The sequence below is a fragment of the Methanoregula sp. UBA64 genome (genome assembly GCF_002502735.1).
Lineage (GTDB): Archaea > Halobacteriota > Methanomicrobia > Methanomicrobiales > Methanospirillaceae > Methanoregula.
The window spans coordinates 31,146-54,423 of sequence record NZ_DAQC01000004.1 but is presented as its reverse complement, the minus strand read 5'-3'; the positions used below and the strand labels follow the sequence as shown (position 1 = coordinate 54,423).

Here is a 23,278-nt window from a genome sequence, read left to right as displayed (position 1 = left end):
TTTCAGGCGAATACGAAGTAGTATACCCATGGATGGATATTATAGGTTCCGGCGGGACCGGCCGCCGTAGGGGTCCGGCCCCCGGGGAGTGTTATTCCCCCGGGGCCGGGGTGTGACCGTTCCCGGGAACGGCTGATTCGCCGGCTGCCTGCGGAAGGAATTTCTGTATGTTCTCCTCGGAACCGTACAGGATGAGGAGATCGTCCGGCTGCAGCTGGAGGTCCGGGTTCGGGGCAGTGATTGCCGAGGTGCCGCGCCGGATCGCAAGGATTCCCACGCTATATGTGTTCCATGCGTCGAGCTCCCGCAGGGTCTTTCCCTGTACCCATGATCCTTCGGCGAGCAGGAGTGTCCGTATATGGAGGCCGGCAAACAGGTTTTCCGGGTTCGTTACCCGTCCGGACTCCGGTGCCTGCCCTTTGGAAAAGAGCCGGTAGCCGTTATTCCTGACAACTTTTCTTAAGGTATCGATATCGCTGTCCGGCAGGGAATACTTGGCAAGGACCCGGGAGAAGATCCGGACCGAGGTCTCGAACTCTTCCGGTATCACTTCGTCGGCCCCGAGATCCAGGAGCTGCTGTACATCGTTGACATGGCGGGTGCGGACAACGATATAGATATCCGGGGCCATCTCCCGGGCAAGGTGGATGATTCCCGGGACCACGTTCTGTTCCGAGATGACGACCACAAGGGCCCGCGCCCGTTCTATACCGGCGTACGCTAATACCTCCCGGTGGGTGGCGTCACCGAAGATGACCTCGTGGTGTCTGTCGGCCTGACGTTCCCGTGCAACCACGTCCGGGTCCATGTCGATGGCATTGTAGGGGATGCCGAGGATCTCTGCGGCCCGGGCCACGCTTTTGCCGGTCATCCCGTACCCTACGATCACGATATGGTCGGAGAGCTCTTCCTGAACAGGTCCCGTTACCTCCCTGGTGGGATCCGGCCGCTTGATCCGGTCCGGGAAGAGCCGGTACATCAGGTTTGTTATGGGCTGGGCCGCGTTCATGGTAAACGGCGTCAGCGCCATCGTGATGATCGCTGCGGCAAGGAAGAACTGGTAGGGCCCGGTCCCCATCAGGTTGGATTCCGAGCCGCTTTTCGCAAGTACAAAGGAGAATTCCCCGATCTGGGCAAGGGCAAGGCCGACAAAGATCGAGACCCGTATCGGCATCCCGAGGATTGCCGAGGCAACCGAGCCGGTGAGCACTTTTGCGACAAGGATGATCGCGAGGAGGGAGATGACGATCGAAGGCTGCGCGAGGATGGCACTCGTGTCAAGGAGCATCCCGATCGAGATAAAGAAGATGGCGGCAAAGACATCGCGGAACGGGATGATGTTGCTGACCGCATCGATGCTGAACTCGGATTCCCCGATGATCAGGCCCGCCATGAATGCGCCAAGGGAGTAGGAGAGCCCGGCGGCGTTGGTGAGCCAGGCGACCGCAAAACAGATCCCGGCGATAGTAAAGACGAAGAGTTCCCGGTTCTTCTGCTTCGCCACGCGGTACATGACCCAGGGCACCACCCAGTGTGCGGAGACGATCAGGACCGCAAGGATGGCAACGACTTTCCCGATCTCAAAGGGGATCGAGGCCGTGGTGATGGTGCTGCCCATCATGATCGGGGTGAGGAGGATCATGGGGATGACGGCAAGGTCCTGGAAGATGAGGATCCCTAAAAGTGTCCTTCCCGGGACGGTCTCGACCTCTCCCCGGTCCTGGAGGATCTTCATTACGATAGCGGTGCTGGAGAGCGAGACTAAAAACCCGAAAAAGATGGATTCCGTGAACCTGACCCCATTGAGGAAGTGCAGGATCAGGGCTGCAACGAGAATGGTTGTGCAGACCTGGAACGCCCCGCCGATCACAACTACACGCCATGCCTTGAGCAGCCGTTCAAACGAAAATTCGAGGCCGATGGTAAAGAGCAGGAGGATGACGCCGATCTCGCCGATGGTCTCGATGGTGGACTGGTCGCTTACGATCGAAAGTGCATATGGGCCGGCGAGCATCCCGATGACAAGAAAACAGACAATGCTGGGGATCTTAAACCGCTGCCCGAGAAAGAGGAGTGCGATGGTGAGAATGCCCAGGCAGACAACGGCGAGAATGACATCCATGGCAGGTACACCCCGGTGTTGCCGGGTAAGTTCTTACCAGAAGAACTTCTGCCATCAGTTAAATAATGCCCGTATCCGCAAGAGAAAATAGTCCGGCAAAATGTCCGATAATTGAACCGGGCGGTTCACATAATCCTAAAAAAAAAGACCCTCTCCCCGGGAAATATTTCGTACAATCGTCCCGGAGCCCGGAAACAGCGTCTGCTTTTCAGGGTGAGGAATGGTAAAAGAATGAGTGCCCCAGCCCGGATTTGAACCGGGGACAACCAGATCTTCAGTCTGGCGCTCTCCCAGTCTGAGCTACTAGGGCAGGACTATAATGGTTGTCACTGGACATTAATAAATAATGTGCTTTCCGGGCCGCTTTCGGACACTCCCGGTACCTTCTTTTTATCCCCTGCCCGGCCAAGTAGTACACGTAAAATGCCGCAGCCCTCCCGGACCGAAGACGACAAAGGCCTCACCAGTGCCCTTTCCTCGCGTACCGTACATATCGTCCACCTGACGCATAACGACCTCGACGCGGTCGGGGCCGATGCGATCCACCGGATGAAGTACGGGAAAGACGGCGTGTTTACGATCTGGAGTTCGGTAGGGAAATTTATCACGCTCTTTTCCCTCGTGGCGGCAAGCCCCGGGAAGGGTGACACGCTCTCGATCTCGGATATCGGGTACCAGAAAGGGGCAGACACCCTGGCGCAGAAAGCGCAGAAGAACGGCTGGGTAATCGAGTGGCGGGATCATCACCGCTGGCGCGAGGAGGAGATGGCCGCAATCCGGACCACGGTTGCGCTCCTCTGCGTTGATACCGAGGTCTGTGCAACGGGGATTGTGGCACGTGATCTCATGCCCGGGAACGCGACGGCCGCAGAGGTGGCACGCATAGTCTGCGATTACGACCTCTGGAAACATGCCGATCCCCGGTCCGCCGTGCTCGGGCAGGTGCTCCAGAGAAAGAAGAACCGGGACCATGTCCGGGACTGCCTGATCGGGGGCGCCTTTACCGATCCCGTGATCGAGGCCGAATACAAGGAGATCAAGGCCGAGATGGACAAGGCCATGGCAGACAGCCTGGGCCATGCAACCTTTGCCGGGAAGAAGTACCGGGTAGTCTTTGCCCCGCTCTACGGCTACCCGAGCGAGACGGCGCACTATATCCGGGAGAAGAAGAAGACCGATATCGAGGTGATCATTGGAAAGGACGGCAAGTTCTCCCTCCGGTCGGTCCCCCCTATCAGCCACCTGATCGCGCGGGAGTTCGGGGGCGGCGGGCACCCGAATGCCGCGGGCGGATCCTTCTCCTTTACCGTGATCGAACGGTTCACCTGGTGGCTCTTTAAGAAGAGCAAACATTTCGATGAGTTTGTCCGGATCGCAGAGCAGTACTGATCTGTTCCTCCCGCACCCGTTTTTTCCTGACCTTTCTTCCAAAAGCCCAAGCCTTATATGCACGCCGGGGAAACCCAGAATTATGCGAATGAAATACTCCCTGTTCTGTCTGGTTCTGATCGCCCTTGGCCTGCTTGCGGTGCCGGCCCTTGCGTCCGCGCCGGCAGGTGGGACCGGGTATCTGACCATCAACTGTAATGTCGATGGCGCAGCAGTGTACCTTGACAACACCTACAAGGGGACGATCTCCGGCGGATCCCTCGATATCGCAAACGGCGTGGACGCATCCACCTACAAAGTGACAAAGGACGGCTATTACGATGCAACCGGCAGCGTCAACTATGTGCCGGGCGGCAGCGCAAACCTGGAGATCACGGTCGCCCTCGAACCAAAACCGGCCGGCAGCGGCACGGGCTGGATCACCGTATACTCCGATGTGGACGGGGCCTCGGTTGCCTTTAACGGCGTAACAAAGGGCACCATCTCGGGCGGCAGCTTCACGCTCGAAGTCTCCACGACCGGCACGCCCTACACCACCTACTCGGTCTCGAAGTCCGGGTATTACACCTACACGGGCGGGGTCACCATGCCCTCCGACGGCCAGACTGTTTACCTCTACCCGACCCTCTCTCCCATACCGGTAACGGCACCCACGACCGCGGTTACGACCACGCTCATTGGCGGCGACACCGGGTATTACCGGTTCCACTGCAATGTGAACGGGGCCACCGTCTCCCTTGACGGGACAAACAAGGGCACCATTACAAACGGCGTCCTGACCGTGGCCGTCTATACCACCGGCACCCCCTACAAGACCTATGCGGTGAGCGCAAACGGCTACACCACCGCCTCCGGCACCCTGCCATCAACCCCGGCAAAAGGCCAGACACAGGACGTCTATGTCACCCTCTCCGCATCATCGTCCCCGGTAACGGAAACCCCGACCGCCCCGCCCGCGGGCTCCGGGATGGGCACCTATGCCATTTACTGCAATGTTGACGGCGCGAACGTGTACTTCGACGACGCTCTGCAGGGCACTGTCTCGAATGGCGTGCTGTACGACACGGTCTCGGTTACCGGTACGCCTTTTAAGACCTACCGGGTGGAAAAGGACGGATACGTGACGGCCTCGGGCTCGATCGTCCAGTACCCGGCGGCAGGCGAGATTGTCTCCATGCATGTCAACCTGGTAAAATCCACCACAACCGCTGCAACCACCGTCCCGACAACAAAGCCCTCCCCGCTGCCGGTGACCGTGGTGCTTCTCGGCCTGTTCGGGGCAGGAATGATCCTGTATACCGGCCGGAACCGCAGGTAATCCCTTCCGGCATGGCAGCCCCTTTTTTGGCTGCCCCAATTCTTCTTTTATCCGGCGGAATGCCCGTCGTTTTTTTCGTGAACCGGAAACGAGCAAGCCTTTATAGCAAAAAAAGTAACGTAAACGTGACACCATATGAAATTCAGTTACCTTGTAATCGGGTTTCTCTGCGTCGTATGCCTGGCCGTGATGCCGGCGCAGGCATTTACGGCAAAGACGCTTTCCATAACCCTCGACCAGAACGGCAATGCACAGGCGGACATGCAGTACGACCTCTCCCTTACCGAACAGGCCGCTATCTTCTTCCATGCGGCAGACCCGGCAAAACTCCTCCAGAATGCCCTCCAGGAGAACCTCAACCGCCCGGTGACGGTCCAGAAGGCGGACCTGTCTTCGGCTGATGTGAGTATCGGCTCGTTTGCAGCGGTCAGCACAGATGCCGGGGCAACCACCATGACGACCCCTTCGTTCTCCTTTGCCGCCGCACAGAAAGCAGTAAAGAACCAGTGGTACGCCCCGCTCGTCTCGGCCGACTTTGCACCGCAGACCACGACCATCACCTTCCCCGACGGGTACCAGTCCACGTATTCAAGCCAGATCAGTATCCCGTCGGTCACCCACCGGATCGCATAATACCCGAGAATAATCCTTTTTTACCGGTCCCCTCTCCCGGTAATTTCATTTCGCCGGCCGGCAGCGCCTGCATATAAGAACTTTTATCTGGAATCCCGCGAAGGGTTCTAATGTTGCCTATGGCTGCAGATGTTGTCACTGTTGAAAACGTCACCAGCGTCAAGTGGGGATCGCTTGTCCTCCTCGGCGCACTTGCCGTGATATTCGGACTCCTTGTGGTACTCTTCCCGACCGTTTCGGCTACGGTGCTGATCGAACTGATCGGGATCCTGATCATCCTGCTCTCGTTCTCTGCCCTCGTTATTTCCGCGCTCTCGCCGGGCGGCTGGAAGTCTTCAGCCCTCCTTGCGGTCCTTGCCGTGATCGGGTTCTTTGTCGGGATCGCAACGATCGTCCACCCCTATGTGATGGGACAGGCAATCGCCGTTATCGCCGGTATTGCCCTCTTTTTGGGTGGACTCATAGGCCTTGTGCTTGCGATCAGCGAGAAGACCATGATCCACCGGGGCCTCTTTGCCCTCCAGGGTATCCTTGCTATTATCCTCGGGCTGATGATCTGCATCCTCCCGCTCCTTGGCATTGCCCTGATGGTGCTCTGGGTCGGCGTGATCCTCGTGGTATACGGTATCATCGGCATTGCGCTCGGGTACTGCGTCCGCTCGCTGGATGCGGCATAACCCCCTTTTTTGTTTTATTTTCAGGAGTCGTTGCCCGGCCGGTGTTTGCCGTTCGCGCCTGCCTTCACGTCACCTGCGTGCTGGATGATCCGGAAATTCCGTTCAGGCAGCAGCAAATGACCGGTAAAGAAGAGAAAGTGATTAAAAAATTCCCCGTGCCCTAGTCGAGCGGGATCGTTTCAAGCTGGGATACCAGTTCCCAGATCCGGGTCCGTGCATGGATGGGCATGTTGGGATCGTTGGAGATTTCATCGATTTTAGAAATTGCCTCGGCGGCGCGAAGGCCCATTGCCTTGGTGTTGTTGGTAAGCAGCGTCCGGGTCTCGTCAGCAACGCGCCGGATATTTCTTGGGATTGTGCTGTCCTCCTGGATGTGCTGCAACATCAGGATACAGTTTTCCATGGTTTTTTCAGGATTTGACATGGTATCACCTGCCGTGTACCTGTAGTTAATACGTAGAACTCGCATATATAAGTTGGATATAGGATCAGACGGTGAGATGATGGCCGAGAGAAAAGACGACGAGATCATGGCCGAGTACCTCCTCAAGGGCGGTAAGATGCTTGAGAAGGTCTGTCCGGTGTGCGGGTGCCCGATGTTCGAGTACAAGAAGAAGACCTTCTGCGTGGTCTGCGCCGAGAAGAGCGCGGCAAAGGCTCCCGCGGCGCAAGCAGCCCCGGCAGCGCATTCCCACGAACATGACGCAGGCTGCACCTGCGGCGGGGACCACGATGACGGGTCCTGTACGTGCGAGGACGGGGAAGGGAACATGCTTGCCGAGGAGATCGCAATGACGATCCATGCGCTCTGCGAGCGGATCAATAACGAGAAAGATCCCAACCATATTCTTACGCTGATGACTGCGGTGAAGACCGGGTCGGAAGCGCTTGAGATCCTGTGCCGGCTGTAAGCCGGTACGGGTCATGCTTTTTTCACTTGTTTTTCGCTACCTGTGGTTCCGGTGCGGATGCCGTTTCTGGCTGTCGTACACTAATTTCGCATCCGACCCCCTGCACCTGCCTGCAACGGTTCCCTGTGGATGAATGCATATTTCATCGTCATAAAAATGCGGGAAGATCGATTGAACCGGGCAAATATTCTGCCAATGTATGCAGGGGGTTGGACAGATAATTAGTGCAAAAAACCGGCAGCCACTATCACAATCCTGCCACGGATCCGGGAAATGGGAGTGCATGTTTACCCCGAAGAAATCCGGAGACAGATATGCCGCCCGGGTAACAGGCCATCCGGTCCGTGGGCTGCTATTTTTGTGCCCGACCCCCTGCATCACCGGCAAGGATTTATCCGATCCGGTCAATTCCCCCTTACTGATATATGGAACGGCCGGGTCCCGACAGGAGATGCCGGACAAGACCGGCCGGGCATTCAGGAAAAAAAGGGAAGGAACAATCATGGCTCACTTCATACCCCGGCCGGGATGCAAGAGCGCGTATCACCGGCTGAAACATCCGATCGCGGATATCGGGACATTCGACCGGATTATCCAGACCCTGATCCTGGGCAATCCCCTTGGCTGCACCTCGTACCGCTCGGCACGAAAGAACCATCCCCCGACAGAAAAGGTCCGGGAGATGTATACGGCAAAGTTCGTGTACCTGAACGACAAGAAGAAGCGGATCGGTGCTGCCCTCGACCAGTACGATTCGGTCGGGGGATACCAGACCGGGATCGCGGCGGTCATCTCGAACGTGGCAAACAACCTCTCCCACCGGGGCACGGTACAGCACCTGCCGGATGACGATCTCTTCTCGGTCACGATCCGGTGCTGTGATCCCGGCGGCGAGGTGTACGCCCTGAGTCTTGCCCGGAACCGGATCACAGTCTCTTCGTATACGGACGATGCGATCCTAAAGAAGGTGGCGGCGTGGGTGGATACGGTGCCGGAGCTGGGGTAAACATCTGTTAAGGTTATGGTCGACTATAGGGAAAATTGCGATGCCCTGCCGCCGCCCCGAAGGGCGCCCCGCGGCGGCCTTAATTACCCGTTTTCCACAACCAGAAAAAATAATCTGCTCAATGAAGTGCGGAAGTGGGCGAGAAAAGACAAAGTTTAGTGGGTGAAATCTTTAATTGAGAATTCGGCTTCCAATAATGTTGTTTTTTTATTCCACAATTCTTTTCTCATTGACAAAACTGTATTGGCAAATGTCATTTCATTAGGGTTATCTAAAAATCGTTTAAGGGATCGAACGGTAGAATCGCCTGCAAAAATCCATGAATTAACCCATTCAGTTTGCAGTTCTCTTTTTAAATCGACTATGTTTTGAATATTCTGTTGATTTTTCTTAATTGAATCGAGTTCGTCAGGATTCAGGAAAGCATACATCAATAAAATTATGCATTTGTACCGAACCACTTTCAATTCATTTTCTTTACTCTCGCGTTCTTTTCTTTTTTCCCAAACGTAAGTTAAGTAAGTACCAATTATCCCACTAATCCCGAGCAGACCTAATATTGAAATGATTATTTCTTCATATGACACAAGCAAATCCTTCCACAGTTTACATTTATTCTATCTTTCCGTTAAGGATCGTCTAATATTTTGTCTATATTTGACTTTCAAGTATAATCTTCACTTTAACAATACGTTTACCCGTACTTCCTCCGGCACAACTCGAAGATCTTCCCCCCGGTCTTCTCCCCTATTCCCTTTACCGCAACGAGTTCTTCCAAGGAAGCATTCGCAATTCCCTGTATCGTGCCGAAATGTGCGAGCAGCAGCCGGGCGTTCTTCATCCCGATCTCGGGGAACGCCGAGACAATGTATTCCTGCTCTTCCTTTGCAGATGCAAACGACTTGTGGGGATGGAACTTGCGCTCGCCCCGCTCGCCCTCCTCGCGCTTTGCGATCACAAAGAGCATCTGGGCCGTGTCCTGCTCGTCCCGGGTGAAGAGAAGCGTGATTCCCATGTCGACCGTGAGCGCCGCGAGAACTCCCCGCAGGGCATTCGGGTTCATGTCCCGTTGCGTGTAGATATCGCCGCCCTCGATGATCATGACCGGCCGGGGGACCGCCTCGGAGAGCGCCTTTGCCTGCCCGAGCAGGTCCCGGTTGATGAGGGTATCGACAAAGTCACGGGCAGTCTTTCGCTCGACCGCGATCCTGTCGCCGATGACATAATCTCCCACCGGCAGGCGTTCGAGCCGGATCGCGGCGCCCATGCCGGAGAGAATCTCGACCACTTTCGAGGAGGTCTCGCGGTCGTCGATATGGATCGCCGGCCCCTGCGGGGTGAACTCATCGATGAGGGCCTGGTCGACGGCCACCGGTTTTGCGGGTTCGGATGAGTGGCCGGCAAGCTCCCGCATGCTCTTCTGCATCATGCGCTCCTTTGACTGGCTCACGTACCGGAAGACCTCGTCGGAGGTTCCTTTCGTGACAAGGACAACGACCCTTCCCGCGGCGGACCGGCCGGTCCGTCCTTTCCGCTGGATGGAGCGGATCTCTGAAGGGACCGCCTCGTAGAAGATCACGAGATCGGTTGAGGGGACATCAAGGCCCTCTTCACCGACCGATGTTGCGACCAGCACCTTGAACTCCCCGGCCCGGAACCGGGTAAGAGCAGCGATCTGCTTCTTCTGCGAGAGCCCTTTTTCCGCATCCTTTGTTGCCTGGCCTACGAACCGCTCGCAGGCGATCCCGTTTGCGTTCAGGTAATCGACCAGGAGCTGCACGGTATCCCGGAACGTGGCAAAGACAATGATCCGGCTCTCGGGATGGTTTTCCAGTTGTTCGCGGGCGAGATCGAGAACAATTGCCTGCTTGGGGTGCAGCTCGGCCTTCCACGTCTGGGACAGCTCAAAAAGCTCGCGGAAGACCGGGTCCCGGCTCAGCCGCTGGCTCGCCTTGCTCCCCCCGGCGCCCGAGCCTTCGGCAACGAGCTTTGCCACATAGCCCTTGAGCACCTCGCTCCCTTGTGATTCGGCAAGGGTTATGGCATGGCGGAGCTTCATGAGCTCGGCATAGACCGAGGCCGCGGCATAGCCGGCCTGGTCCCGGTTCTGGATCCTTTGCTGGATCTGGGCGTTGATGCCGGCGAGTTCCCGCATGGAAAGTTTCTCACGTTTCGGGACGGCAAACCCGACCGAGGCAAGGAGTGCGAGCCGGTTCTCAATGAGAGAGTTGATTGCATGGATGGCGGCCTTAAGATCGTTCGGGAGGGAGAGCGTAACGATCTCCACATCACGCTCGTGGACATAGGGCCGGACATCGTGGTCGTTCTCGGTCCGGTTCTCGACCTGCACGATGCCGAGGTTGGCACAGACCTCCTGCACCTTTGCCTGCGCACCGCCGGGCGATGCGGTCATGGCAAGGATGAGGGGCTTGTCAGCGGTTGCAAGGTAGCGCTGGGCAAGGAACACATAGGCATAGTTCCCAACCGCCCGGTGGCACTCGTCCACGATCATGAGCGTGACGTCCTTTAAGGTGTACCGTCCCGCGATCAGGTCGTTTTTTACCACCTGCGGGGTGGCAAAGATCACTTGCGAGCGCTCCCAGTCCGCCGTCCGCTCGGCCGGCGGGGCTTCGCCGGTAAACATCGCAAACGGCGGGGCATCGGACCCGGCCGGGCTTGTTGCGAGAAGGTATTTCTCGAAGAACCGGAGGTGCTGTTCCACGAGGGGTTTTGTCGGGGCAAGCATCAGGATCCGGCCTTTCTCATTGTAGAGCCGGGAGGCCGCGACAATGAGGGCAACTGCGGTCTTCCCGAGGCCGGTGGGGAGGATCACCATCGTGTTTGCATCCAGCGCCTTCATGGCAACCGCGAGCTGGTACTCCCGCGACTCGATGCTGTCGGGCCGGATGAGGGGATGGCTGATGCTGGACATAGTGGTTGATGAGATTTTGTTTCGCCGGGTAATATAGGGAATTGTGCGGAAAAGGGGATTTCTGAAATCCCCCTAATTCAGTTCACGGATTTGAAAATGCGAGTCTTCCCACCCCCTTCGGGGGTCGCTCGGGCGCCTCGTCGGGCCCTCTGCTCGGGCAGATTACCTTTTTTGGATATTGAAGGTAATTGAGGCCGCCGCGGGGGCGCCCCGTCGGGGGCGGCGGCTGGCATCGTAATTTTTAGAAAACAAGAATCAATTGAAGAATTGCAATATGAAAAAAGATTAAAAATTATCCCAGTTCCGCGAACTTCTTCTCGCCCCGTACAAGCGCACCGAGCGTCTCCGGGATCGTATCGATAGCGATCCGGACCTGCTTCATGCTGTCCCGGTCCCTGAGGGTAACAGTGTGCTGCTCCTTTGAATCGTAATCGACCGTGATCGCAAAAGGCGTCCCGATCTCGTCCTGCCTGCGGTACCGGCGGCCGATGGCACCGGAATCGTCGTATTCGGCAAGGATGCCGCGCTTCTGGAGCGAGGTCGTGATCTCCTCTGCGATGGTGTCGAGGTCGTCCCTGGCCATGAGCGGGAAGACCGCGACCTGGACCGGGGCAACCTGCGGGGAGAACCGGAGCACCGTGCGCTTCTCGCCATCCGCGGTGTCCTCGTCGTACGCCTGTTCGAGCACGGCATAGCACATCCGGTCGATACCGTACGAGGGCTCGATCACATGGGGCATGATCTCCTCGCCACGGACATCCACAACCTCGTCCCTGACCTCGAAGAGATCTGCGGGGATGTGGATCGTCTCGCCGTCAACGGTTACATCGGCGCCTTCGGGAGTCGGGTTTGCAGTTTCAAGGGCGGTAAAGATCGCTTTTGCCTTCTGCCGGTACTGCTTGCCAAGCACCCCCATGTTCGGGATGATCCGCCGGCGTTCGACTTTTTTGGGCTGATCGTACTGGATGAAGACCGTCATCGACGTGCCGCTCTGCTTCCCGTGCGCATTGAGGTCGTAGTTGGTCCGGTCGGCAATCCCTACTGTCTCGACCCAGCCGAAACGCTCGGAGTGGACCTCCGCGTCCCAGCAGTCGGTTGCATAGTGCGCCCGCTCGTCGGGGAGATGCTGGCGGAACCGGAGCCGGTCCGGCTTGATACCGACCGTGACCAGCAGTTCGTGGGTAAGGGCCACGTAGTAGGCAACGTACTCGTTTGCGATGATGCCCTTGTCCACCGCTTCCCGCATCGACATCTCAACCGCCGACTCGCACTTCTGCTGGTGGACATAGGTGAGAAGGGGCATCCGGTACTCTGCATACCGTTTGAATGACGGGTGGTGGTTCTTCTCATTCGGGTGGACGAATATCTCGGCCTCGGCCTGGGTGAACTCTCTGAGCCGGATCATGCCCTGCCTGGGCGAGATCTCGTTCCGGTAGGACTTCCCGATCTGAACGGCGCCAAAGGGCAGCTTGTCGCGGTAGAACCGCAGGAGCCGGGTAAAGTCCACGAACATCCCCTGCGCCGTCTCGGGGCGGAGGTACCCGACCCGCTGGGAACCGGGGCCGATCGTTGTCTGGAACATGAGGTTGAAGTTGTACACCTCGACGTTCCCGAGTATCTCTCCGCAGGCCGGGCACTTGCACGAGGCTATCGCGGCAGAGAGGGTTGCATTGTCCATGGTTGCGGCATTTGCGACACCGCCGCCGTCGGCCACATGGTCGGCCCGCAGGTATTCATTGCAGTGCGGGCACTGGCACATCTTGTCTGAGAAGCCCTTCACATGCCCGGAGGCGATAAAAACTGCCTCCTGTGCAATCGTCGGGCACTCGATCTCGTAGTACCCTTCCTGGACCACATAGAAATGCCGCCAGATATTCTCGATCCGCCGCTTCATCATGGCGCCGAGCGGGCCGTAATCGATAAAACCGGCCACCGCTCCGTAGCATTCGGACGTCGGCCAGATGAAACCCCGTCGCTTGGCAAGGTCCATGACATTCTCAAAAACATCGCTCATGGTAATCACGGGAAATTAGGATAATCTCGTATTACACGTTTGTACGACTCCCGACAAAAAGGCTCGTGTCCGGTACAGGAGCATGCTGCCCGTGAAGAGTCCCGTTCTTGCGCGATTTCTTGAAAGTTAAGTGGATCTGATGGTACCGGGTTATGCAGGATTCCTGCGGGAAATACTGGGTTAAGGAATGGCAATCCAGAACCAAATAAAAGGTTTCTGGTCAAAAGAAGCGTAAAGATAGGATTAAATAGTACACCGGGTATTGTATATCCTAATCCCAAAACGGGGTTTGCAATGACGGAAGAGAAACGGAAATCACAGCTGCTGGAACTCTTCAGCACCATGTCCGGCAAGACAAAGATTGTCGAGCCGATGAAAAACATTCATGGCACCCTCAGGGATAGCGATGCAATCGAACGCGAGGTCGCGCTGGTGATGCGTGAGATCATCGAACAGGGGATCTTCAAGACTTCGCTCAAGCCGATCCAGCTCGCAAAGCTCGTTACCTCATTCTACGCCGGCAAGAACGACACCGAGATCGCACGCGAACTCGGTGACGAGAAACTGAGCAAGACGGTCGCCCGTGCACGGGTACGGCTCAAGCTCTTCCGTGAGCTCGACTTCAAGATGCCTTTTGACAAGGCAAAGATGGAGGAACTTGTCGAGTCCGGAAAAACAATGAAGGAAGTTTCCGATGAACTCGGGGTCAGTCCGTCAACCCTCCGTGAATACCGGCATGTGATCGAGGAACAGGAAGACCCGACCATCGACCCCTATATTGCCCGTATCCGCGACGTGATGGAGGATCGCGACCTCTCCGAGCAGATGACCCGGAGCGCGACCGCGGACAACCTGGGCGAGTCCATCGATATTACCGAAGCAGAGCTTATCGACGTCACCTGAAGGTGACGGCCTGCTGGTCCTTTTTTAATTCCTTACTCAACCTCCGTATTGGCAAGTGCCAGATAACCTCCCGCAAAAATTACATCCCTTCGCATCCACTATCTGCATACATGCAGCTTACCTGGCTCGGGCATTCATGTGTCCTGCTTACCGGTTCAAAAAAAGTGCTGGTAGACCCGTTTATCCGCGACGGCAGTGTGAAGGGAACTGACCCGGATATCGTGGCCATTACCCACGGGCATGCGGACCATCTCGGCGAAGCGGTCGCGTTGAAGAAGAAGACGGTGGCTGTCAGTGAGGTTGCATACTATCTCAAGGCAAAGGGAGTGCAGGCCGAGAGTATGAACATCGGCGGAACGCTTGAACTTGACAGTGTATCCTTTACCATGACACCGGCCGTCCACTCGTCACGGATCGAGGACGATTCCGGTTCGTATGACGGGGGTGCTGCCGCGGGTTTTGTCATCACCATGGATGGCGTCAGCGTTTACCACGCCGGGGACACTGCGCTCTTCTCAGATATGAAACTGATCGGGGAACTGTATCACCCCGCTATCGCGCTCCTTCCCATTGGCGGGAGATACACCATGGGGCCGGCAGAGGCGATGATGGCAGCGCAGTTTGTCGGGGCAAAAACGGTTGTCCCGATCCATTACAATACCTGGGACCGGATAGCTGCCGATCATGTCCCGTTCAAAAAAGCCCTCGAACGGACCGCCGATATCTCGGTCAGGATCCTGAAACCCGGCGAAAGCATGGAATGTTCGCCGGTACAGTAACTGTTTTTTTCAGATATTCGGGCCACGGAAGATTTGCTGCGAACTCCCGTTCCGGGATGTGAATGACGGTATCTGGTCTCCTCTTTTTCCCGGACAAACTAAAAAAGACGCCGACAGGCTTTCCCTGCAACCGTTTGAGGAAGTATTTAACGTTTCAGGGTAAGATCCCTTCCAGTCACCATGAAGCCACCTCACTCCCCGTCCCGCCGGGATCCTCGCCAGAACTCTTCTCCCCGCCATATCCACGATGTCAATTTAAAAACCATTGCCTGGCACGCAATGGAAAAATACGGCTTTGTGCCCCGGTTTCCCCCCGCAGTGATGGACCAGGTGGGCCCGATACAGGAGCAGAAGTTTTACGAGGTCCCTGCCGGCACAGAGGATCTGCGCAGCCTCCTGTGGTCTTCCATCGACAACCACGATTCCCGCGACCTCGACCAGCTGGAGTACTGCGAGCGCTGTGCCGATGGGGGCATTCTCGTCAAGGTCGCCATCGCTGACGTCGATTCCCTGGTCCGCCGCCAGACCCCGGCAGACGAGTACGCCGGCCACAACGGGACAACGATCTATACCGGTGTCCTCACCTTCCCGATGCTGCCGGAGAAACTCTCTTACGGCATCACCTCGCTCCTGCCGGACCGGGACCGGCTTTCTGTTGTCATCGAGTTTATCGTGCGGCCTGACGGGAGTTTTGTCCCACAGCGGATCTTTCCCTCCCTTGTCTGCAACCGGGCAAAACTGGTGTACGAAGTGATCGGGGCATGGTTCGACGGGACTGCCCCGGTGCCGGAGGGTGTCCGGTCCCTTGAAGGACTGGAAGCGCAGCTCCAGCTCCAGAACGAGGCGGCAGGATTGCTGCGGACGTACCGGAGGGCGCAGGGGGCGCTCGAACTGGACACCCTTGAGGCTGAAGTGGTCATGGAAAACGATGAAGTTCGCGGCCTTGTCACCCACAAGCATAACCCGGCACGGGGCCTCATTGAGGAGTTCATGGTCGCCGCGAACGGGACCATGGTGGCCCAGCTGGGTAAAGCCGGTCTTCCCATGATACAACGGGTGGTAAAGACCCCGCGGGACTGGGCAGGGATGGTGCTTGTCGCAGCAACGGTTGGGGAGACACTCCCCGAGGTTCCGGATGCCCGGGCGCTGGCGCAGTTCCTCACCAAACAGAAGGCCGCAGACCCCCTTCATTTCCCCGACCTGTCGCTCACGGTCGTCAAGCTCATGGGGCCGGGCGAATACGTCCTGCTCGAACCCGGGGAGACTCCCACGGGGCATTTTGCCCTTGCTGTCGTCGATTACACGCACGCAACGGCACCGAACCGCCGGTACGTGGATATCATCAACCAGCGGATGATAAAAGCGGTCTTCCATAACCAGCCCTGCCCGTACAGCCCCGCCGAGCTGCGTGACCGGGCACTCTGGCTGTCCGATCGGGAGAAGGCATCCAAAAAGGTAAAACGGTTCATGAGAAAGTCGGTCGCCGCTGTGCTCCTTGCAGATAGTATCGGGAAGAACTTCGACGCGCTCGTGACCGGTGCTGCAGATAAGGGGACCTATGTCCGGCTTCTCGATCCCCCTGCAGAGGGACGCGTGACCCGGGGCGAGAGGGGTCTTTTTGTCGGCCAGAAGGTCCGGGTCCGGCTCCTTGCAACCGATCCGTACAACGGCTATATCGACTTCGAGTGCATTGGCAGGGAAAAGATGGGATAAGGCTCGTGGGATTTGTCCCGGAAGAATCCTGCTTTTTTTAAAAACAGCGTTTTTGTAAAAAAAAGATCAGAGGTCCCCGCCGCGGTACCGTCCTCTGCCGCCACCGCGTCCGCCGCGGACATGGAGAAGGACCGCAAGGATGACCACGACGAGGATAACGCCGCCGATCAAGGGTAAAATCCACGACGGCCCGGTCCCTGCCGCTGCCGCTGCGGTTGCTGTCACGACCGGGGTTGTCGTGTACTGTACCGATGTTGTCATTTCGGAGGTTTCAGCCAGGGTTGTCGGGATTTGCGTCGGGGTTGCCGTGGCTGCCGGTGCTGAGACCGTGATATAGCCCGGCATCACGGACACGTTTCTCCCGCCCGAATTGACGGCAGTCAGGGATACTGAGTAGGTGCCTGCCGAGGTATAGGTGTGGGAGGGGTTTTCTTCCGTGTTTAAGATTCCGTCGCCGAATGCCCACTGCCAGCCGCTGGGTGCATTGGTCGAGGTGTCGGTGAACCGGACCGTGAGCGGGGCGGTTCCTGATCGGACATCCGCGGTAAAGGAGGCCGCCGGTACCGGTACCGCATTGCTGACCGTGATATACCCGCTTTGTGTCGTGGTATTACTGCCGGCAGAATTGGAGGCACCGAGCGATACTGCATAGGTCCCGAGAGTCGTATAGGTGTATATCGGGTTCTGGAGCGTCGAGGTGCCGCCGTCACCGAATGTCCAGTACCACCCGGTTGGGGTATTATTGGAGGTATCGGTGAACTGGACCGTGAGTGGTTTTATCCCTGAGGTTACATTCGAGGTAAAGGAAGCAATCGGAACCGAGGCAGTTACGGTGATGTAGCCCGACTGAGAGACCGTATTGCTTCCCTGTGAATTCGTAGCGGTAAGGGTGACTGTGTAGCTCCCCGGTACCGTGTAGGTATGGGTCGGGTTAGGAAGCGTGGATGTACCTCCGTCACCAAACGACCAGGTCCACGCTGACGGTGAGTTGGTTGAAGCGTCCATGAACTGGACATCGAGAGGCGAACCTCCTGAGGTTTTAGTGGCCTTAAAGATCGCTGTCGGAGGATCGGTTGCCCTGTTTACGGTGATATAGGCAGTCTTCGATATCGTGTTGCTGCCGGCCGAGTTGGTGGCGGTAAGGGTGACCGTGTATGTCCCATCCGCGGTATAGGTGTGAACAGGATCCGGCCCGGTTGTGGTACTGCCGTCCCCGAACGACCACACCCATGAGGTAGGTGAGTTGGTCGAAGTATCGATGAACTGGATCGAAAGCGGGGCTGTTCCCCCGGTTACATTGGTGGCAAAGGAGACCGTGGGGACCGATGCCTGTTTTAACGCAGTAATATACCCGGTTTTCGTGAGCGTGTCCGACCCGGCGGTATTTTTCGCAATAAGGGTTACGGTATACGAACCCGAGGTGGTATACGTATGAACCGGGTTCTGGACATAAGCGGTCCCGCCATCCCCAAACAGCCAGGTCCACCCGGTGGGAGAATTCAGCGAGGAGTCCATGAACTGGACGGAAAACGGCGTCCCTCCCGACGTGCTGTTGGTAATGAACGATGCAACAGGTTTATCGGCAGAGACCGGCCCGGCCAGGAAGACCAGCAGGCAGAGGATCAGGCCTCCCAGAAAAACTGATCGGTCCTTCATACCGGCTCTCCTGCGGTTTTTCTACCCGTGAATGCGAAACAACAGGAAGACTGCATACTATCACTCTTTATAGTACCATTGCTTTTATCTGCTGTTATTAATGTTTGCCTGATATATCGGGAGCAGGCACGAAATCAGCTACACCCCCTCATCTGCCCGGTGGTCACTCTTTCCGGTATACGGCAGACTCTGCGAGTTTTTTCCAGTAGGTATCGCAGGAAGAAGTGCAGTAGCCCCCTGTAGAGATCTGGTCCGGATCAAACGAGGAGAGGGCTGTTTTTATGGCACCCTCATCCGGATCGACAATAACAATACGGCGTATATCGTACTCCCCGGTGAGAGAAATGATTTCGCCAAGCAGGGAGGGGGGGACGGCTACCTCACGCTGGTGCTCTATCACTATTTCCAGATCCCCTGCGGAGGCATTCACAACAAAGAAAAAAACATTTTTTCCGGCGAGTGCGGCAACTTCGCTTTCAGGGACTTTTTCCCCGATGAGGACATGCCCGCCCGTTCCGGCGTCCCGCATGTTCCGCATCATTCTTTGGTAAGCCCTGGCAAGAGCATCCTGCCATTCCTCTTCATCGCCATAGTACGCATCGGTGACCCCGAGCGCTGACGGGGCGGGGAGGGCACACCAGATATTTTTTTTCCGGACCGCAAGCAGGGCTGCATCCTCTGAGAGAGCAGTACCCTCCGTATCAATCTCGCCGGTTGCGGTGTCCTGTTTTTTGTTTAACCCGGTGAGTTGTCCGAGAACCCGGTCCCGGCAGAAAAGACCGCCGGCACAGGGAGTTGTAATGCCGGCCGCAAGCTGGGGAGCAAGCGATACATCCAACTGGTACGCGTGAAGGTCGGCAGCGGTCCCCCGGTGCTCTGCGATCCAGCCGGCGAGCGCGGCCACATCCGGCACATCGGGTTCCGCACCAAATGCCCGTGTCGGAAGCGGAACGATCTTTGCCATGGTACAGGAATTATTACGTATCAGATGCTAAAAAGTACCTAGAATGACAAAACCACCGCTGCTGGTTACCTGCGGGCTCCCGTACACCAACGGGCCCTGCCATCTCGGGCATCTGCGAACGTACGTCCCCGCCGACTGTTACGTCCGCTATATGCGGCGGACGGGTGAAGAGGTCGTGTTTGTCTCGGGCTCGGACAACCACGGGACGCCGATCGTGGTCTCGGCTGAAGAGCAGGGGATCTCCCCGCGGGCGCTTTCCGAGCGGTACCACAAACACTTCGATGAAACCTTCAAACGGATCGGGGTCAACTTTGATTATTTCGGCATGACCGACGACCCGGCAAACCACCACCGTACCCAGGAGATCATGAACCGGCTGGTAAAAAACGGCTACGTGTACAAGCAGGTCGTCCACCAGGCGTACTGCCCGAAGTGCAAGAGGTTCCTCCCGGACCGGTATGTGGAAGGCACCTGTCCCTACTGCGGCAAGCAGGCCCGGGGGGACGAGTGCGACCAGGGCTGCGGCAAGCACCTTGAGCCCGGCGAGATCAAGGACCCGGTCTGCAAGGTCTGCGGGACAAAGGCGGAGTTCCGCGATCAGGAGCATTATTTCTTCAGACTGTCCGCGTTCAAGGACTACCTGCTCCCCTATCTCGACCAGCTCAAAGGCACGAGCAATGCAAAGAACTATGCCATCGGCTGGATCAAGGACGAGCTCCACGACTGGTGCATCACCCGGACCCTCGAATGGGGTGTGAAGTTCCCCGGCCGCGACGATCTCGTGGTCTATGTCTGGGTCGATGCCCCGATCGGGTACATCGCGTTCACGGAAGAATGGGCAGAAAAGACCGGGAACGACTGGAAGAAGTATTGGTGCGGGGAAAACCGGGTCACGCATTTTATCGGCGGCGACATCATCTATCACCACTGCATCTTCTGGCCGGGGATCCTCCACGGTGCCGGGTATGGTGAGCCGTATGCAGTCGTCGCAAGCGGGATGGTAAAAGTCGACGACCACAAGTTCTCGAAGTCCCGGGGTTACGTGGTCTGGACCAACGACGATTATCTTGACAAAGGCCTTCCCGCGGATTACCTGCGGTACTACTTGCTCGCCTATACGAGTCACACCAAGGAACTCAACTTCTCGTGGAAGGTCTTTGGCGAGCGGATCAACAACGAGGTCGTCAACATCCTCGGGAACTTCATGTACCGGACGCTCTTCTTTGCGCACAAGGAGTTTGGCGGTGTCCCGGGCGGGACCGTTGATCCGGCGATCCTTGCCGAGATCGAGAAGTGCCAGAAAAGTGTTGACGACCAGATGCAGGCCTACGAGTTCAAGGGAGCGGTCGACACGGTGATGGCGCTTGCTGCGTTCGGGAACACCTACATACAGACAAATGCACCGTGGAAACTGATCAAGACCGACCGGGCTGCAGCGGCACAGGTGATCAAAAACAGCTGCCAGGTTGCAAAGGCACTTGCGCTCTTGATCGAGCCGGTAATGCCGCAGAAAGCACAGGAGTGCTGGGCGCAGCTCGGGTATACCGACAAGGTTTCAGCCCACCGTATCGATGAAGGAACGGAGATCCTGCCCGAAAGGCAGATCCCCGTCCCGGCCCCGCTCTTTGCAAAGCTGGAAGAGGAGCAGATCGCAGAGCTGGATGCACTACTCCAGCAGCGAGTCCGCGAAGCCAATAAGAAGATGGAGAAGACACCGATGATATCAATCGAGGATTTCAGTAACGTCGAGATGAAGACCGGAAAAGTGCTCGCAGCCGAGAATATCCCCAAATCGAGCAAGCTCTTAAAACTCCAGGTGGATGTCGGGGGAGAGACCCGGCAGATCGTGAGCGGGATTGCACAGTTCTACAAACCTGAAGAGCTGGTGGGAAAGGATGTCGTGGTGCTGACAAACCTTGCCCCGGCAAAGATCTTTGGCGTGGAAAGCAACGGCATGATCCTTGCGGCCGGGGATGCAGCCTCGCTGCTCACGCCGTTAAAACCGGTCGAACCGGGCACAAAGATCCGGTAACGGTTACCGGCATTTTTTCCTTTTTTATAATCCCCGGAAATGCTCTTTTGGAACAAGGATTACGAACCTCAGGCCTTTTCCCGGTTCGCCGGTCTCGGTAATCGTAATCCCGGTAAAGCTGAGCAGCTCGCGGGCTAAAAAGAGGCTTGCGGTATTTTCCCTGCTGTACCCAAACTCGAATATCCGTTCTTTTTCCTCAACGGGGATGCCCATGCAGTTGTCTTCGTAGACAAGGGCAAGGGAATCTCCCTGGAGGTGGGCACCGAGGCGTATCTTTGAAAATTCGGGCCCGCCGAGACGGAACGAGAGGGAAAGGAGACTCAAGAAGATCCGGGGGAGGAGGTGATCGGCAAGGATCTCCACCGGGCCGGTCCCGCAGGAGATATCAACGGTGGTCTGCCCGGGCAGCATCCGGACTGCCTTGTCGAATGCCCGGTCAACCGGCTGCCAGACCGGCGATACCATGGTCCGGGGATCCTGGTTCCCCCGTTCGTACGCGATCTGGTTCTTGATGGCCTCCACGGACCCGAGGGTCTTTGCAAAAAAGATCTCCATCTCGTCCTGCGTTGCCTTGAGCTGGGCCCGTTCGAGGTGGGTCATAATCACGGCAAGCTGTTCGAGGATATCGCTCCGCGTGATGCTGAAGAGGAGATCCCGCTTGAGCTTGGTTGCCTCGTCGGTCACGTCCTCGGCAATACCGAGGAGGTACCGCACCGATTTTGTGGAATCGGGGATCGGGACGATGATCATGTGGATGATGCGTTCTCCTTTCGTCTTTGTCGTTACTTTTGAGTACCTGAGTTCCACCCGGGTGCCAAGCGCTTCCCGGTCTTCTTTTTTTATCCGGTCCGCCATGGGGCCCGGGAAGAGTTCCTCGTCGGTCTTCCCGATCACCTCGTCCGCCGGCCGTTCAAAGATCTCCTCGCTTGCCCGGTTCCAGAAAAAATACCTGCCGGTATCGGTCCGTTTTATAAAGACCGCAACCGGTATCTGGGTCATGAGGTCGTTCTGGAAGATCTCATCGTCCTTGAGGGATTTTGTCGCGGCTTTTAAGGAGTCCACCATCGTGTTGATCCCTTTTTCCAGGGTCTGGAACTCCCGGGCACTGGTCGTACCGATACGGTGGTCGAAATCCCCGCCGGCAATACTATCTACATCGCGTGCGATCTTGGCTATGGGGCGGGTCATCCTCCGGGAGAGGAAAAACGCGATAATACATCCTACAAAGATCGCAAAACTCCCGAACACCAGGTGAATGAAGACAAGGTTGTTGAGCGCCTCCTGGATGCGCCCGGAGTTATACCGCAACTCAACGATCCTGCTCAGGTCGGACCCGTACCGGGGGTTCTTGAGATCGACAAACAGGTACCTGACCTTTGTGTGATCTGCCGGATCGATGCTCTCAAGGGTCTGTCGCGATGCGATCACCCGCTGGAGGTTATCCTCGGTCCAGTTGTCCGGCAGGCTTGCATCGTCTGTCCGGTGTCCGGTCACATCGTAAACGTGGAACGTGTCGATATACGGATTCACCGCTACGATATCTGCGATGTTCTTCTCATCGTCAAGCTTTGAATTAACCTCACTAAATGAGGGGGTGGAATACCCTATCTCCAGTACATACCGGTGATCGGGCGTGGGTTCGTATGCGTACTTGCGGTACTTGCCGGTGCCCAGCATCTCGTGCACGACACGATCCGGGAAGAATCCTTCGGACTGGCGGATCTTCGTCAGGTAATCGTAGAAATAGGGGACGTTCCTGAAATCCAGTCCTATCTCCGAGGGGTAACTCGAATAGACGATCACCCCGGACTCATTGATGACATCGACATCGTATCCCTCGCCAAGGGTCTCTTTTACTCTGGAAAGATCCATTGCTGCCGGATCGTGGCCGGACCGGTTATATTCTGCAAAAAAGGTGGTAAATCCCCTGAGCATCTGCTGGTTAAGCTGCTCGTCCATCACACTCGTTGTTGTATCGGTCTGCCGCAGTGCAGCCCCGATACTCTGTTCCGACTGTATCTCCAGGTTCAGGGACTCCTGGTCAAAACTGTTCTTGAGCGTGATATAGTTATACACCGTCATGAGCCCGACAAGGCAGATGACCAGCAGTACCATGGAGATAAGGAGGGTATAGGAGAAGGAACGGCTTTTATTGAAATGAAAATCTCTTATCCCCAACGGTCATCCCTCTCTTTCAGGTAGTGTTTCCCGAGATCCTGCAAAGGATTA

At 56.9% G+C, this 23,278-nt stretch carries 18 protein-coding genes and 1 tRNA gene; 10 read left to right on the top strand and 9 right to left on the bottom strand.

Annotated features, from left to right (window positions below):
- Nucleotides 1-91 precede the first annotated feature (91 nt).
- Both BP758_RS07475 and BP758_RS07470 read right to left on the bottom strand, forming a co-directional pair.
- A complete protein-coding gene (locus tag BP758_RS07475; protein ID WP_292370245.1) occupies nt 92-2,122 on the bottom strand; it encodes a cation:proton antiporter in 2,031 nt (676 codons plus the stop codon).
- A gap of 236 nt (nt 2,123-2,358) precedes the next feature.
- Nucleotides 2,359-2,432: transfer RNA gene (locus BP758_RS07470), tRNA-Phe, on the bottom strand.
- Nucleotides 2,433-2,545: 113 nt separating this feature from the next.
- Here BP758_RS07470 and BP758_RS07465 point away from each other — a divergent pair.
- The 4 genes from BP758_RS07465 (at nt 2,546) to BP758_RS07450 (ending at nt 6,139) form a co-directional block, all read left to right on the top strand.
- Entirely contained in the window at nt 2,546-3,511 is a 966-nt protein-coding gene (locus BP758_RS07465; protein WP_292370244.1) for a DHH family phosphoesterase, read from the top strand.
- An 88-nt stretch (nt 3,512-3,599) separates the two neighbouring features.
- The gene (locus tag BP758_RS07460) at nt 3,600-4,829 is read left to right on the top strand and encodes a hypothetical protein (protein ID WP_292370243.1); all 1,230 of its coding nucleotides are present in this window, start codon (nt 3,600-3,602) and stop codon (nt 4,827-4,829) included.
- Between the two features lie 135 nt (nt 4,830-4,964).
- Nucleotides 4,965-5,462: a hypothetical protein gene (locus tag BP758_RS07455; protein ID WP_292370242.1), complete on the top strand. Its 498-nt coding sequence runs from the start codon at nt 4,965-4,967 to the stop codon at nt 5,460-5,462.
- A gap of 119 nt (nt 5,463-5,581) precedes the next feature.
- Nucleotides 5,582-6,139 carry an HdeD family acid-resistance protein gene (locus tag BP758_RS07450; protein WP_292370241.1) on the top strand — a complete coding sequence of 186 codons (558 nt, stop codon included), beginning with the start codon at nt 5,582-5,584 and terminating at the stop codon, nt 6,137-6,139.
- Nucleotides 6,140-6,299: 160 nt separating this feature from the next.
- Here the strand turns inward: BP758_RS07450 and BP758_RS07445 are convergent, their stop codons facing one another.
- The gene (locus tag BP758_RS07445) at nt 6,300-6,563 is read right to left on the bottom strand and encodes a UPF0147 family protein (protein WP_292370240.1); all 264 of its coding nucleotides are present in this window, start codon (nt 6,561-6,563) and stop codon (nt 6,300-6,302) included.
- 76 nt (nt 6,564-6,639) lie between these two features.
- Here BP758_RS07445 and BP758_RS07440 point away from each other — a divergent pair, with 76 nt between their 5' ends.
- On the top strand, nt 6,640-7,050 hold the full coding sequence (locus BP758_RS07440) for an autoantigen p27 domain-containing protein (RefSeq protein ID WP_292370239.1): 411 nt from the start codon (nt 6,640-6,642) through the stop codon (nt 7,048-7,050).
- A gap of 502 nt (nt 7,051-7,552) precedes the next feature.
- The gene (locus tag BP758_RS07435; RefSeq protein WP_292370238.1) at nt 7,553-8,056 is read left to right on the top strand and encodes a hypothetical protein; all 504 of its coding nucleotides are present in this window, start codon (nt 7,553-7,555) and stop codon (nt 8,054-8,056) included.
- 155 nt (nt 8,057-8,211) lie between these two features.
- Here BP758_RS07435 and BP758_RS07430 read toward each other — a convergent pair whose 3' ends face one another.
- The 3 genes from BP758_RS07430 to glyS form a co-directional block, all read right to left on the bottom strand.
- Nucleotides 8,212-8,643, bottom strand: a complete 432-nt coding sequence (locus BP758_RS07430; RefSeq protein WP_292370237.1) for a hypothetical protein — start codon at nt 8,641-8,643, stop codon at nt 8,212-8,214.
- Nucleotides 8,644-8,750: 107 nt separating this feature from the next.
- Nucleotides 8,751-10,988 (bottom strand): DEAD/DEAH box helicase, encoded by a 2,238-nt coding sequence (locus BP758_RS07425; RefSeq protein WP_292370236.1) that lies wholly within the window; start codon nt 10,986-10,988, stop codon nt 8,751-8,753.
- 292 nt (nt 10,989-11,280) lie between these two features.
- Nucleotides 11,281-13,002 (bottom strand): glycine--tRNA ligase, encoded by a 1,722-nt coding sequence (gene glyS, locus BP758_RS07420; RefSeq protein ID WP_292370235.1) that lies wholly within the window; start codon nt 13,000-13,002, stop codon nt 11,281-11,283.
- Nucleotides 13,003-13,296: 294 nt separating this feature from the next.
- On the opposite strand from glyS, the gene BP758_RS07415 reads away from it, so the two are divergent.
- The 3 genes from BP758_RS07415 to BP758_RS07405 all read left to right on the top strand — a co-directional run bounded on the left by BP758_RS07415 (nt 13,297) and on the right by BP758_RS07405 (nt 16,397).
- Nucleotides 13,297-13,905 (top strand): response regulator receiver protein, encoded by a 609-nt coding sequence (locus tag BP758_RS07415; protein WP_292370234.1) that lies wholly within the window; start codon nt 13,297-13,299, stop codon nt 13,903-13,905.
- A 110-nt stretch (nt 13,906-14,015) separates the two neighbouring features.
- The gene (locus BP758_RS07410; protein WP_292370233.1) at nt 14,016-14,684 is read left to right on the top strand and encodes a metal-dependent hydrolase; all 669 of its coding nucleotides are present in this window, start codon (nt 14,016-14,018) and stop codon (nt 14,682-14,684) included.
- Between the two features lie 180 nt (nt 14,685-14,864).
- Nucleotides 14,865-16,397, top strand: coding sequence for an RNB domain-containing ribonuclease (locus BP758_RS07405; protein WP_292370232.1), 1,533 nt, complete (start codon nt 14,865-14,867; stop codon nt 16,395-16,397).
- 66 nt (nt 16,398-16,463) lie between these two features.
- Here the strand turns inward: BP758_RS07405 and BP758_RS07400 are convergent, their stop codons facing one another.
- The gene (locus BP758_RS07400; protein ID WP_292370231.1) at nt 16,464-18,053 is read right to left on the bottom strand and encodes a PKD domain-containing protein; all 1,590 of its coding nucleotides are present in this window, start codon (nt 18,051-18,053) and stop codon (nt 16,464-16,466) included.
- Nucleotides 18,054-18,216: 163 nt separating this feature from the next.
- The gene (locus BP758_RS07395) at nt 18,217-19,017 is read right to left on the bottom strand and encodes a hypothetical protein (RefSeq protein ID WP_292370230.1); all 801 of its coding nucleotides are present in this window, start codon (nt 19,015-19,017) and stop codon (nt 18,217-18,219) included.
- Between the two features lie 43 nt (nt 19,018-19,060).
- Between BP758_RS07395 and metG the strand changes: the two genes are divergently transcribed.
- Nucleotides 19,061-21,049, top strand: a complete 1,989-nt coding sequence (gene metG, locus BP758_RS07390) for a methionine--tRNA ligase (protein WP_292370229.1) — start codon at nt 19,061-19,063, stop codon at nt 21,047-21,049.
- Nucleotides 21,050-21,073: 24 nt separating this feature from the next.
- Here metG and BP758_RS07385 read toward each other — a convergent pair whose 3' ends face one another.
- Nucleotides 21,074-23,164 (bottom strand): PAS domain-containing protein, encoded by a 2,091-nt coding sequence (locus BP758_RS07385; RefSeq protein WP_292370228.1) that lies wholly within the window; start codon nt 23,162-23,164, stop codon nt 21,074-21,076.
- Nucleotides 23,165-23,278: the final 114 nt, after the last annotated feature.

Bases quoted from the DNA above. Each gene is read 5' to 3' on its own strand.
- BP758_RS07475 (WP_292370245.1), bottom strand. From the start codon at position 2,122: ATGGATGTCATTCTCGCCGTTGTCTGCCTGGGCATTCTCACCATCGCA.
- BP758_RS07465 (WP_292370244.1), top strand. From the start codon at position 2,546: ATGCCGCAGCCCTCCCGGACCGAAGACGACAAAGGCCTCACCAGTGCC.
- BP758_RS07460 (WP_292370243.1), top strand. From the start codon at position 3,600: ATGAAATACTCCCTGTTCTGTCTGGTTCTGATCGCCCTTGGCCTGCTT.
- BP758_RS07455 (WP_292370242.1), top strand. From the start codon at position 4,965: ATGAAATTCAGTTACCTTGTAATCGGGTTTCTCTGCGTCGTATGCCTG.
- BP758_RS07450 (WP_292370241.1), top strand. From the start codon at position 5,582: ATGGCTGCAGATGTTGTCACTGTTGAAAACGTCACCAGCGTCAAGTGG.
- BP758_RS07445 (WP_292370240.1), bottom strand. From the start codon at position 6,563: ATGTCAAATCCTGAAAAAACCATGGAAAACTGTATCCTGATGTTGCAG.
- BP758_RS07440 (WP_292370239.1), top strand. From the start codon at position 6,640: ATGATGGCCGAGAGAAAAGACGACGAGATCATGGCCGAGTACCTCCTC.
- BP758_RS07435 (WP_292370238.1), top strand. From the start codon at position 7,553: ATGGCTCACTTCATACCCCGGCCGGGATGCAAGAGCGCGTATCACCGG.
- BP758_RS07425 (WP_292370236.1), bottom strand. From the start codon at position 10,988: ATGTCCAGCATCAGCCATCCCCTCATCCGGCCCGACAGCATCGAGTCG.
- glyS (WP_292370235.1), bottom strand. From the start codon at position 13,002: ATGAGCGATGTTTTTGAGAATGTCATGGACCTTGCCAAGCGACGGGGT.
- BP758_RS07415 (WP_292370234.1), top strand. From the start codon at position 13,297: ATGACGGAAGAGAAACGGAAATCACAGCTGCTGGAACTCTTCAGCACC.
- BP758_RS07410 (WP_292370233.1), top strand. From the start codon at position 14,016: ATGCAGCTTACCTGGCTCGGGCATTCATGTGTCCTGCTTACCGGTTCA.
- BP758_RS07405 (WP_292370232.1), top strand. From the start codon at position 14,865: ATGAAGCCACCTCACTCCCCGTCCCGCCGGGATCCTCGCCAGAACTCT.
- BP758_RS07400 (WP_292370231.1), bottom strand. From the start codon at position 18,053: ATGAAGGACCGATCAGTTTTTCTGGGAGGCCTGATCCTCTGCCTGCTG.
- BP758_RS07395 (WP_292370230.1), bottom strand. From the start codon at position 19,017: ATGGCAAAGATCGTTCCGCTTCCGACACGGGCATTTGGTGCGGAACCC.
- metG (WP_292370229.1), top strand. From the start codon at position 19,061: ATGACAAAACCACCGCTGCTGGTTACCTGCGGGCTCCCGTACACCAAC.
- BP758_RS07385 (WP_292370228.1), bottom strand. From the start codon at position 23,164: ATGGTACTGCTGGTCATCTGCCTTGTCGGGCTCATGACGGTGTATAAC.